Genomic DNA, 12,075 nt, shown 5'->3' on the forward strand with positions numbered 1-12,075 from the left:
GGCCTGCTGGATGGTGGCGCGGCTGGCCAGGCCCACCTGACGGGTGGACTCGCCGGTGGACGGGTTGAACACGGCGGCGGTACGGTCTTGGTCAGCGATGCGTTCGCCGTTGATCAGGTGCGGGATGCTGCTCATGGAGGCTCCTCGGCGTGAATGCCGTTGGGCGGGTTGGGCGTCTTCTCCAGCTTGTGTCGAGTGAATGGGTGAGTTAAAGCTAGATTTACTTCACTTAACTTATTGAAAAACTCACCTATGCCCAAAAAGCCTCCCCTGAGCCAGGTCAGTGACTTCGACCTGAAGCTCCTACGACTCTTCAAGACGGTTGCCGAATGCGGAAGCTTCGCCGCGGCGGAAGGCGCGCTGGGCATCACCCGCTCGGCCATCAGCCTGCACATGGGCGACCTGGAGAAGCGCCTCGGCATGCGCCTGTGCCAGCGTGGCCGGGCCGGCTTCGCCCTCACCGACGAGGGGAGGGAGGTGCTGCGCGCCGGCGAAACGGTGCTGGTGGCCATCGAAGGCTTCCGCAGCGAGGTCAACCAGATGCACCAGCAGCTGCGCGGCGACCTCAATGTCGGCATCGTCAACAACCTGGTGACCCAGCCACGGATGCGCATCACCCAGGCGCTGAAGGCGGTGCGGGCGGAAGGGGCGGGGGTACGCATCAACCTGAGCATGAGCACCCCGGGCGAAATCGAGCGGGGATTGCTCGACGGGCGCCTGCACGTGGGCGCGGTGCCGCTGATCACGCCCTTGTCGGGGCTGGACTACAGCCTGCTCTACGAGGAGCGTTCGAACCTCTACTGCAGCCATGAGCATCCGCTGTTCGAGCGCGCCGGCGACGTCAGCAACGAGGACCTGCGCAGCGCCGACGCCGTGGTCCCCAGCTACCGCATGACCGCCGAGGCCATCGGCCTGCACCAGCTGCTCAACTTCGCCGCCTCGGCCACCGATCGCGAGGGCATCGCCTTCCTGATCCTCACCGGCAGCTACATCGGTTTCCTCCCTGACCACTACGCGGCGGCATGGGTGGAGAAGGGTCTGATGGCGCCGCTCGGCCCTGACCGGCTGTTCTTCGATGCCAAGCTGGCGATCGCGACCCGCAAGGGGCGCCGGCAGAACCTGATCCTCGAGCGCTTCCTCGACGCCCTCCAGCACACCCGCTGATCCCTCCCTAACGCCCGCCCCATCACGCCCGCACCGGTCGAGCCAGTCGTTTGACGGCTCGACTGGCGAGTCATTGCCGCAAAAAAAATCCATGACGGCCTGTTGACACGAAGTTTTGCTCGGTCCTAATCTGCATACAGCGCTGCACACATCGAAATGCACATCACAACACACAGCGCAAAATCGATAGCTGACTCTTCTGCCTACAACAACAACGTTCCCGGAGAGATTCAAAATGGCTCGGTTCTTCTCTCGCTCCATCCGCAATCTGCTCGCTTGCGCCACCGCAATCGGCGCGTTGCTCTCCCAGGCCCCTGCCCAGGCGGCCGATACGCAAATCTGGAAAGACATCCAAAAGGCTGGCGTGCTGCGCTGCGGCGCGGCTGTGGCTGCCCCGTACGTCATGCGCGATGCGGCCTCCGGCCAATACAGCGGTTACTTCGTGGACCTGTGCCGCGACTTCGGCGAGAAGGTGCTGAAGGTCAAGGTGGAGTTCGTCGATACCAACTGGGACAACCTGGTGGCCGGCCTGCAGAGCGGCAAATGGGACCTCGCCATGGCCCTGAACCAGACGCCGGAGCGCGCCCTGGCGGTGGCATTCTCGGCGCCGGCCACCGACTACCAGGTGTCGCTGCTGGTGAACAAGGACAACCCCAAGTTCGCCGGCGCCGGCAACACCATCGCCGACTATGACAAGGAAGGCGTGACCTTCGCCGTGATGTCCGGCACCGCCCAGGACAAGGCGATCTCCGCCGTGGTCAAGACCGCCAAGATCATGCGCCTGCCCGGCATGGACGAGACCCGCCTGGCGGTGATGTCCCGTCGCGCCGATGTGCTGGTGGATGCCAGCGACACCAACCATCTCTTCGCGGTGGCCAACCCTGACTGGGCGAAAGAGGTGCTGCCCAAGCCCGCCCTCGCCAAGCAGGGCGTCGCCTTCGGCCTGCGCCGCGATGCCAGCGCCGCCGACCTGCAGGTGCTGAACATCTACGTCAGCCAGCGCCGCGAAACCGGTGAGATCGACGCCCTCGTCGACAAGGCCTCCAAGCTGGCCAACGCCGCAGAAAAAACCGCCCAGTGATCTCTCGTTGACCCCTGAGGGTCCCCCTGCGGGGCCCTCCCGGAGAATCTCCCTATGAATTCCCCCTATCTGGTGGCCGCCCAGCCACAGTCTGCGTTCGCCTCCGATTCGGCTTCCGGCGACTTCATCCAACTGCGCAACGTGTGCAAATCCTACGGCGAGCAGCTGGTGGTGATGGACAACCTGAACCTGGACATGCGTGCCGACGACCGCCTGGTGATCATTGGTCCGAGCGGCAGCGGCAAGAGCTCGCTGCTGCGGGTCCTGATGGGGCTCGAGGGCATCCAGGGCGGGGCCATCAGCTTCCAGGGCAAGCCCTATATCAATGGCGGCTCGGGTCGCGGCAAGACGCTGGACGAAAAACTGCGCACGCAGATCGGCATGGTGTTCCAGCACTACACCCTGTTCCCGCACCTGTCGGTGCTGAGCAACCTGATTCTGGCGCCCACCAGGGTCCACGGCGTCTCCAGGGCCGAAGCCACCGAGCGGGCCCGCATGTATCTGGCGCGCCTGGGGCTGGAAAGCAAGCTCAACGCCTATCCCAGCCAGCTGTCCGGCGGCCAGAAGCAGCGCGTGGCCATCGCCCGGGCATTGATGCTGGAGCCCAAGCTGATGCTGTTCGATGAAGTGACCTCCGCCCTCGACCCGGAAATGGTCATCGAGGTGCAGAACGTGATGATGCAGCTGGCCGAACAGAAGATGGCGATGATCATCGTCACCCACGACATGCACTTCGCCCGGCACATCGCCACCCGGGTGGTGTTCTGCGCCAACGGCAAGGTGGTCGAGCAGGGCCCGCCGGAGCAGATCTTCACCCAGCCCAAAGAAGCCCGTACCCGGGAGTTCCTCGAAAAAGTCCTGCACCTGGACTGAGGGCGAAGCCATGAACTACCAATTCGACTTCCACTTCCTGAGCGGCAATTTCGGCGTCCTCTGGGACGGCCTGAAGGTGACGCTGGAGCTGGCGCTGGTCTCCAACCTCATCGGCCTGGTCTGCGGTTTCGGCCTGTGCCTGATGACCCTGAACCGCTGGTTCTTCGTCCGCTGGCCGGCCCAGCTGTTCATCGAGTTCTTCCGCTGCACGCCGGCGCTGCTGCAGATCGTCTGGTTCTTCTACTGCGTGCCGATGCTGTTCAACGTCTTCATCGACCCGGTCGCCATGGGCTTCCTGGCGTTGGGCCTGAACCTCACCGCGTTCAACGCCGAGGCCTACCGGGCCGGTGTCCAGGCGGTGCCGCGCGAGCATCTGGACGCCTGTGTCGCCCTGGGTCTGCGGTCCTGGCAGCGCACGCTGTACGTGGTGCTGCCGCAGGCCCTGCGCAATGCCTTGCCGGTACTCATCACCAATGGCATCGGCACCCTGCAGCAGAGCGCGCTGGTGGCCATAGTCGCCGTTTCCGACCTGATGTACGTGGGCAAGAGCCTGGCCACAGAGGCCTACCGCCCGCTGGAAACCTACACCCTGATCGCCCTGGTCTACTTCGCCCTGTCCCTGCCCATCGCCCAGCTGGTGCAGTGGATCGAGCGTCGCCAGGACGCCGCGTCCGCGCGCTGAGGAGAACACCATGACCCTCGACTTCTCCATCGTCCTCACCTACTGGCATGTGCTGGCCAAGGGCCTGGCGCTGACCCTGGCCATCACCCTCGGCTGCGCCCTGGTCGGCAGTCTGGGCGGTTTCCTGCTCAGCCTGCTGCGCCTGTCCCGTGCCAGGTTGCTCAAGCTGCCCACCACCCTCTATGTGGAGTTCTTCCGCGGTACGCCGCTGCTGATCCAGTTGTTCTGGGTGTTCTTCTGCTTCCCGGTGGTGTTCGGCGTGGATATCCCGCCCTACCTGTCGGTGGTGATTTCGCTGACGCTGTACATGGCGGCCATCACCAGCGAGACCTTCCGCGGCGCGCTGAAGTCCATCGCCGGCGAGCAGCACGATGCCTGCACCGCCCTGGGCCTGACCTCGCGGGTGAAAGTGCTCTACGTGATCTTCCCGCAGGCACTGCTGCGGGCCATTCCGCCGCTGCTGTCGAATGTGGTCAGCCTGTTCAAGGAGAGCGCGCTGATCTCCTCGGTGGGCATCGCCGACCTGATGTTCGTCGGCCAGAACATTTCCAACAGCACGGCCCGGCCGGTCGAGTTCCTCTCCGCCGTCGCCGTCATCTACTTCCTCGTGGCTTTCCCGCTGACCCGCCTGGTCGGCGTGGTCGAAGCCCGGATGCTCCGGCGCTACGCCTACTAACCCCCAAAAAAGCACCTTCCTGGCCCCCACAATCTGGAGAAAATCCATGCAACTGAAAGGCATCCTGCCCGCCCTCGTCACACCCTTCGACAAGACCGGTGCGGTCGACCACGAAACCCTGGCTTCCATCATCGAGTACCAGCTCAAGGCCGGCGTCAGCGGCTTCGTGCCCCTGGGCTCCACCGGCGAGTACTACGCCCTGACCAATGAAGAGCGCCGCCAGGTGATGGCCACCGTGAAGGAGGTGGTGGGTGACCGTGGTGTGCTCATCGCCGGCGCCAACGGCTCCTGCACCCGCGAAGTGATCGAGCAGGTCAAGCAGACCCGCGACGCCGGCTACACCACTGTGCTGATCGCGCCGCCGTACTACGCGCTGCCGTCCCAGTCGGAGCTGATCGGCCACTACCAGGCGATCCTCGATGCGGTGCCGGACGTCAACGTCGTGCTCTACAACTACCCGGTGCGCACCAACGTGGAAGTCGGCTTCGACGTGCTGGAAGCCTTCAAGGACAACGCCCACGTAATCGCCATCAAGGAAAGCAGCGGCAACCTGCTGCGCGCCATCGAGATCGGCAACACCTACAAGGACAACTACCAGCTGTCCTGCGGCTCCGACGACCAGGCCCTGGACTTCTTCCTGTGGGGCGCCAGCAGCTGGATCTGTGGCCCGGCCAACTGCTTCCCGGACCAGGTGGTGGACTTCTACCGCAAGTATTCCTCCGGCGACCTGGCCGGCGCCCAGGCGGTGATGCGTTCGCTGTTCCCGGTGATGGCCAGCATGGAGTCCGGCAAGTTCATCCAGAAGGTGAAATACGGCTGCGAATTGGCGGGCTTCAACGCCGGCAACGCACGCATGCCGCTGCAGCCGCTGACCGATGACGAAAAGGCCGAATTCCGCAAGGTGTTCGAAGCTTCCCAGCGTTGACCCGAAGCCGGCATCGGCTCCAAATGGAGTCGATGCCGAAAACCCGAGAGAACAGAGATGACCAGCCAAGTTTTCACCTGTATCGAAGGCCATACCGAAGGCATGCCCGTGCGTATGGTGGTGGGCGGCGCCCCGGAACTGCGTGGCGCGACCATGAGCGAGCGTCGCCAGCATTTCATCGAAGCTTACGACTGGGTCCGTCGGGCCCTGATGCTGGAACCCCGTGGCCACTCGCACATGTCGGGAACCCTCTTCTATCCCCCAGTCAGCGCCGAGGCCGATTTCAGCCTGCTGTTCATCGAGACTTCCGGCTGCCTGCCGATGTGCGGTCACGCCACCCTCGGCTCCATCACCTTTGCCCTGGAAGCGGGGCTGGTGACGCCGAAAACGCCGGGCCAGGTGGTGGTGGATGTTCCGGCCGGCCAGATCCGTGCCCGTTACGAGCGGCAGGGTGACAAGGTCACCTCGGTGCGCTTCACCAACGTGCCGGGCTTCCTGCTGTACCAGGACGTGCAGATCTTCCTGCCGCAACTGGGCAAGTTGAAGCTCGACATCGCCTACGGCGGCAACTTCTATCCGATCATCGAAGTGCAGGCCAACTACGCCGGCTGCGAACACTTCACGCCCGAGCAGTTGCTGGAGTGGGGCAGGGAAGTGCAGCGCCTGGTCAATGCCAATTTCGATGTGGTGCACCCGGACGACGCCTCGATCCGCGGCGTGAAGCACTGCATGTGGACCGGCCATCCGCTGGCCAAGGATTCCCACGGGCGCGCTGTCGTGATCGCGGGCGACAGCCTGGTGGACCGTTCACCCTGCGGCACCGGCACCTCCGCGCGGGTCGCCCAGCGTTTCGCCCGGGGCTGGCTGGCCGAAGGCGAAGCCTTCCGTCACGAAAGCATCATTGGCAGTCGCTTCACCGGGCGTGCGGAAGCGCCGACCACCCTGTCGAATGGCGCCTCCGCCGTCTACCCGAGTATCGAGGGCAGTGCCTGGATCACGGGCCGCGCCGAGTTCTACGTGGATGACACGCAGCCGTACTGGGACGGCTTCTCCCTCGGCGATTTCGTCGGCAAGAAGGGGGATGTATGAATCATCAACAAGGCCAGTTCGTGGAGTCGGCGGTCGTCATCGGTGGCGGCATCGTCGGCGTCTGCTGTGCCCTGTACCTGCAACGCGAGGGCTACCAGGTCACCCTGGTAGACCCGGCTGCGCCGGGCGACAGCACGGCGAAGTGGAGCTGCGGCCAGATGGCGGTGAGCGAGGTCATCCCGCTGTCCAAGCCCGGCATCCTGAAGAAGATCCCGTCCTGGCTGCTGGACCAGAAAGGGCCGCTGGCCCTGCGTCCCAGCGCGCTGCCGGGCATCCTGCCGTGGTTCCTGCGCTTCGTCGCCTGCGCCCGCCACGCGAAGATCGTCGAGATCGCCCGCGCCATGACCAGTCTCACCGAGACCGTGTACGAGGATTACGCGCCGCTGCTGGACGCCTGCGCGGACAAGACCCTGCTCGGTGAGCGGCCGATCCTCGAAGTGTTCGATTCCCCCTCGGCCATCACTCACGAGAGGCCACACCTGGAGCTGCGCGAGTCCCTGGGCTTCAAGGCGGAGATTCTCGATGCCAAGGCGATTTCCGACCTGGAGCCGGCCTTGGCGGGCAAGTTCAACCAGGGGCTGCTGTTCCCGGACTGGCGCTCGGTGAGCGACACCAAGGGCTTCATCGCCGCGCTGACCCAGAGCTTCCTCGACCAGGGAGGTGTGCGTGTCCGCGACCAGGTCAAGCGGATCGACGAAGTGGCCGATCGCGCCACGGGCGTCACGCTCAAGAGTGGTGATCGACTGCCTGCCAACCATGTGGTGGTGGCAGCGGGTACCGGTTCCCGGGAGTTCTTCGCCCAGCTCGGCGCGAGCATCCCCCTGGCGGGCATCGCCGGTTACCAGGTGCTGCTGCCCAAGCCGGGCGTGGAGGTTCGCCACTCGGTGATCTATGCCGACGGCGGCTTCTGCTTCAGTCCCATGACCCGTGGCCTGCAGATCGGCGGCACCATCGAGTTCGCCGGTCCCAACGCCGAACCCAACTTCAAGCGCGCCGACATCATCCTGGAAAAGGCCAAGCGGATCCTGCCGCAGCTGCAGACCAGCCAGTTCGAGTACGGCGTCGGCTACCGCCCGTTCCTGCCGGACACCAAGCCGGTGATCGACCGTTCCGCGCGGCTTGGCAACGTCTACATGGCCTTCGGCCACGGCCAGCTCGGCCTCACCCTGGGCGCCACCACCGGGCGCCTGATCGCCGACCTGGTGGCCGGACGCCGGCCCGCCCAGGACCTGACTCCCTTCAGCGCCAATCGCTTCGCTTTCATTGGAGGACTCGCATGACTTCGTACGACCAGCTCTACATCAATGGCCAGTGGGTTGCCCCGGTCAAAGGTGGCACCTTCGACACCCTCGATCCGAGCAGCGAGGCGCTGATCGCCAAGGTCGCAGCGGCTACCGCCGAAGACGTGGACCTGGCGGTGAAGGCCGCAAGGCAGGCGTTCGATGAGGGCCCCTGGCCGCAGATGAGCGGTTCCGCCCGCGCCGCCGTGCTGCGCCGCATCGCCCAGGGCATCCGTGACCGCCAGCAGGAACTGGCCGAACTGGAAGTCCGCGACAACGGCAAGCCGCTGCCCGAGGCGCTCTGGGATATCGGCGATACCGCCGGCTGCTTCGACTTCTACGCGGACCTCGCCGAAGACCTCGACAGCCATCTGGAACAGCCCGTGGCCCTGGCCGATGAGCGCTTCAGCTCGGTGGCGCGCAAGGAGCCGGTGGGTGTGGCCGGGGCGATCATTCCCTGGAACTTCCCCATGCTGATGGCCGCCTGGAAAGTCGCTCCGGCCCTGGCCGCCGGCTGCAGCATGGTGCTCAAACCGTCCGAACTGACCCCGCTCACCGCCCTGGAACTGGCGCGCATCGCCGACAAGGCCGGGCTGCCTGCCGGCGTGCTGAACGTGGTTCCGGGCCTGGGGCCGGACGCCGGCGCGCCGCTGGCCGAGCACCCCGGCATCGACAAGCTGGCCTTCACCGGCAGCGTGCCCACCGGCAGCCGGATCATGCAGGCCGCTGCGAAGGACATCAAAAACATCAGTCTGGAGCTGGGCGGCAAGTCGCCATTCATCGTCTTCGCCGATAGCGATATCGAAGCCGCCGTCGAGTGGATCATGTTCGGTATCTTCTGGAACCAGGGCCAGGTCTGCTCCGCCACCTCCCGCGTGCTGGTCCAGCGCGAGGTTTATGAGCCGCTGCTGGGGCGCCTGAAGGAGGAAGCGGCGAAGGTCCGCATCGGCAATGGCCTGGAAGAGGGCGTACTGCTCGGCCCGCTGGTGAACAAGGGCCAGTACGACAAGGTGCTGGCCGCAATCTCGCGAGGGAAGGAGGAGGGCGCGCAACTGGTTTACGGCGGCGAGCGTCCGACCGGTTTCGAGCAGGGCTTCTACCTGCAACCGACCATATTCGCCGACGTGCCGGAAGACAGCTGGATCTGGCAGGAAGAAATCTTCGGCCCGGTGGTCTGCATCCGTCCCTTCGACAATGAAGCCGAAGCCCTGCGTTCGGCCAACGATTCGCGCTTCGGCCTGGCCGCAGCCGTGATGTCGAAGGACCTTGCGCGCTGCGAACGGGTGGCCCGCAAGCTGCGCGCCGGCATCGTCTGGATCAACTGCTCGCAACCGACCTTCACCGAGGCGCCCTGGGGTGGCTACAAGCAGAGCGGCATTGGCCGCGAGCTGGGCGAATGGGGCCTGAACAACTATCTGGAAACCAAGCAGATCACCCGCTACGACAGCGAACAGCCCTGGGGCTGGTACATCAAGTAAGGAGGACGCCATGCGCTGGAAAAAGACCCTGCAACTGGTGGACGTCCACTGCGAAGGCGAGATCGGCAAGGTCATCACCGGAGGTGTGGTCGGCATCCCCGGCGAAACCATGCTGGACAAGATGAACTACATCAACGAAGTGGATGACAGCCTGCGCCGGCTGGTGGTGCTGGAACCGCGCGGTTGCCTGCAGATGTCGGTCAACCTGCTGTTGCCGCCGACCCGGCCGGAGGCCCAGGCGGGCTTCATCGTGCTGCAGGCGGACAAGGCCCATCCCATGTCCGGCAGCAACTGCATCTGCGTGGTCACCGCGCTGCTGGAACTGGGCATGGTGCCGATGCAGGAGCCGGAAACCACGGTGGTGCTCGATACCCCCGCCGGCCTGGTGACCGCCAGGGCCCATTGCGAGGACGGCCGCTGCCTGAGCGTTTCGCTGGATATGGTGCCGGCCTTCGTCGAGCAGCTGGACGTGCCCATAGAGACCGAAGCCTTCGGCACCATCAAGGCCGATATCGCTTTCGGCGGCGTGTACTACGCCCTGGTGGATGTGGACCAGGTGGGGCTGTCCATCGCGCCCGAGAATGCCCGTGAGCTGGCCAGCGCCGGCGTGGCACTGAAGGAGGTGATCAACCGCCAGGTCGATGTGCAGCATCCACTGTTCAGCGCCCTCGACGAGGTCGCTTACGTGATGTTCCGCAATCGCCTCGACGGCAGCACTTACCAGACCTGCACCACCTTGCCGCCGGGGCGTGTGGACCGCTCGCCCTGCGGCACGGGCAGCTCAGCCAACCTGGCCACCCTGGCAGCCCGCGGATTGGTGGAAGTGGGGGATCGGCTGACCTCCCGTTCCACCATCAATGGCGAGTTCCAGGTCCAGCTGCTCGGCCGCACCGAAGTGGGTGGCAAGCCCGCCGTTCTGCCGCGAGTGACCGGGCGTGCCTGGATCTACGGCATCCAGCAACTGGGTGTGGACCCGGACGACCCCTTGGCCGACGGCTTCATGTTGAGCGATACCTGGGGGCCGGCGTTTCCCCGTTGAGGGCGCGTCAGCCCGATCCGGGCGGGCCTCCGGGCCCGCCCATACTCGAGGCCAGTACCATGGGCGTAGTGACGATCGATGCGCAAAACAATGTTCGAAGGCACGGAGGCCGCTACATCTGCGAGGAATTGCGCAGGCAGATCCTCACGCTCCAGCTGCGCCCCGGCGTACAGCTGGACGAAGTGTCGCTGGCCGCGCAGTTCGGGGTTTCCCGTTCTCCGGTGCGCGATGCCCTGGCGCGTTTGATCAGCGAGGGGCTGGTCACCATCCTGCCGAACCGCACCACGCTGGTGACGCCTTTCGAGATCGAGGAATTTCCCAACTACATTGCCGCCCTGGACCTGACCCAGCGCGCCGTGACCCGGCTGGCGGCGATCAATCGCACCGATGACGATCTGAAACGCATCCGCCAGGCCAATGCCGCGTACATCAAGGCGCTGGACGGCGGCAATTTCCAGGCGATGTCCGAACTGAACAAGGCCTTCCACCTGGAAATCGCCAGGGCTGGCCGAAATCCCTACCTGACCAGCTACTACGAGAAGCTGCTGGGTGAGGGGCAGCGCCTACTGCACCTGCATTTCGATTTCATCGTCAGCTCGGCGAAGTTCGGCCGTCCGGATGGGGATCACGACGAGATCATCCAGGCGATCACGCGGCAGGAAGCCGATGCCGCGGAACGTGCATCTCACGAACATACGATTCTGTTCCGCGATCGTTTCCTGGAATTCATGAAGCAGAACCTGACGAAGAACATCTCCGTGCTCTAGGCTTGGCCACCGCAGACGCATACGGCCCACGCGAGCGGAATCCGTGCCTCGGCGCGTTCAGCAGGTTTCGTCAAAACCGTCATCACGACCAGGCTCCTCGATGCAATCAAACCACTTCCCGCGACACATCGCCGTCCTGCTTCTGGCCAGCCTGGCCTGCGCCTTCGCCGGCAACCACATCGCCGCCCGCATCGCCTTCGATGACGGCGCAGGCCTGCTGCTCGCCATCCTCTGCCGCTCCGGCGTCACCATGCTGGTCCTCGGTATCCTGGTGCTCTGGAAACGGGAGTCCCTTCGTCTTGGCGCCGGGGTGCTTGGCTGGCAGATCCTGGTGGGCTGCCTGATCGGCCTGCAAAGCTTCTGCATCTATTCCGCGGTTGCCCGGATTCCGGTTGGCCTGGCCTTGCTGGTGGTCAACCTTGCACCAGTCTTTCTGGCGGTGATCACCTTTATCCTTGGCGGCCCGGCGCCTACGCGTCGGGCGGCGTTCCTCATGCTGGTAATCCTCTGCGGCCTGCTGATAGCGCTGGATGTACCGACGATCCTTGCCGCCAAGGGCGCGCTGGACCAGCGCTGGCTCGAGGGCGTGCTGTTCAGCCTGGTCGGGGCGGCGGTGTTCGCTGCGGCCATGTGGATTTCGGACAATCGCCTGTCCCGGATGGCCGGGACGGTGCGCAGCATGCTGACCATGGCCCTGGTGTTCCTGTGCGCCTGCATGGCCGGTTTCGCCGGCGTCGTTCCCGGGGGCCTGGCGCTGCCGGAGACGCAGGGAGGGGGGATCGCCCTGGTGTTCCTGGTGCTGTTCTATGGCGCGGCGTTCTCCACCTTGTTCATCTGCATGCCCAGGCTGGATATCGCGCGCAATGCGCCGGTGATGAACGTGGAACCGGTGGCGGGCCTGATGTTCGGCTGGCTGATCCTCGACCAGCGGCTCAGCGGGCTGCAAGTCTTCGGGGGCGCCATGGTGGTCGCCGGGATCGTGCTGCTGGCCCACAGGCGCCAAGGCTGAGCCATTTCGCCA

The 12,075-nt window shown here is 65.0% G+C and carries 12 protein-coding genes; all 12 read left to right on the plus strand.

From position 1 onward, the window contains the following. Positions 1-252 precede the first annotated feature (252 nt). The 12 genes from ACFW0H_RS20195 to ACFW0H_RS20250 all read left to right on the plus strand — a co-directional run bounded on the left by ACFW0H_RS20195 (position 253) and on the right by ACFW0H_RS20250 (position 12,063). Positions 253-1,164 (plus strand): LysR family transcriptional regulator, encoded by a 912-nt coding sequence (locus tag ACFW0H_RS20195; RefSeq protein ID WP_422915643.1) that lies wholly within the window; start codon positions 253-255, stop codon positions 1,162-1,164. A gap of 235 nt (positions 1,165-1,399) precedes the next feature. Further along, complete coding sequence (locus tag ACFW0H_RS20200) at positions 1,400-2,245, plus strand: transporter substrate-binding domain-containing protein (protein ID WP_422915644.1); 846 nt, start codon at positions 1,400-1,402, stop codon at positions 2,243-2,245. A gap of 54 nt (positions 2,246-2,299) precedes the next feature. Next, positions 2,300-3,118, plus strand: a complete 819-nt coding sequence (locus ACFW0H_RS20205; protein ID WP_422915645.1) for an amino acid ABC transporter ATP-binding protein — start codon at positions 2,300-2,302, stop codon at positions 3,116-3,118. 10 nt (positions 3,119-3,128) lie between these two features. Next, entirely contained in the window at positions 3,129-3,800 is a 672-nt protein-coding gene (locus tag ACFW0H_RS20210; protein ID WP_422915646.1) for an amino acid ABC transporter permease, read from the plus strand. 10 nt (positions 3,801-3,810) lie between these two features. Next, a complete protein-coding gene (locus ACFW0H_RS20215) occupies positions 3,811-4,476 on the plus strand; it encodes an amino acid ABC transporter permease (RefSeq protein WP_422915647.1) in 666 nt (221 codons plus the stop codon). A gap of 46 nt (positions 4,477-4,522) precedes the next feature. Continuing rightward, entirely contained in the window at positions 4,523-5,401 is an 879-nt protein-coding gene (dapA, locus tag ACFW0H_RS20220; RefSeq protein WP_422915648.1) for a 4-hydroxy-tetrahydrodipicolinate synthase, read from the plus strand. Between the two features lie 57 nt (positions 5,402-5,458). After that, positions 5,459-6,490, plus strand: a complete 1,032-nt coding sequence (locus ACFW0H_RS20225; RefSeq protein ID WP_422915649.1) for a 4-hydroxyproline epimerase — start codon at positions 5,459-5,461, stop codon at positions 6,488-6,490. After that, positions 6,487-7,770, plus strand: coding sequence for an NAD(P)/FAD-dependent oxidoreductase (locus ACFW0H_RS20230; RefSeq protein ID WP_422915650.1), 1,284 nt, complete (start codon positions 6,487-6,489; stop codon positions 7,768-7,770). Before ACFW0H_RS20225 ends, ACFW0H_RS20230 begins: the two co-directional genes overlap by 4 nt. After that, positions 7,767-9,248, plus strand: coding sequence for an aldehyde dehydrogenase family protein (locus tag ACFW0H_RS20235; protein ID WP_422915651.1), 1,482 nt, complete (start codon positions 7,767-7,769; stop codon positions 9,246-9,248). The genes ACFW0H_RS20230 and ACFW0H_RS20235 overlap by 4 nt, the downstream gene beginning before the upstream one ends. Before the next feature lie 10 nt (positions 9,249-9,258). Next, positions 9,259-10,287: a proline racemase family protein gene (locus tag ACFW0H_RS20240; RefSeq protein WP_422915652.1), complete on the plus strand. Its 1,029-nt coding sequence runs from the start codon at positions 9,259-9,261 to the stop codon at positions 10,285-10,287. Then, positions 10,284-11,054: a GntR family transcriptional regulator gene (locus ACFW0H_RS20245; protein ID WP_422915653.1), complete on the plus strand. Its 771-nt coding sequence runs from the start codon at positions 10,284-10,286 to the stop codon at positions 11,052-11,054. The genes ACFW0H_RS20240 and ACFW0H_RS20245 overlap by 4 nt, the downstream gene beginning before the upstream one ends. A 100-nt stretch (positions 11,055-11,154) precedes the next feature. Then, entirely contained in the window at positions 11,155-12,063 is a 909-nt protein-coding gene (locus ACFW0H_RS20250) for an EamA family transporter (protein ID WP_422915654.1), read from the plus strand. Positions 12,064-12,075 lie beyond the last annotated feature (12 nt).

The sequence above is a fragment of the Metapseudomonas cellulosilytica genome, from assembly GCF_049334135.1.
Classification (GTDB): Bacteria; Pseudomonadota; Gammaproteobacteria; order Pseudomonadales; family Pseudomonadaceae; genus Metapseudomonas.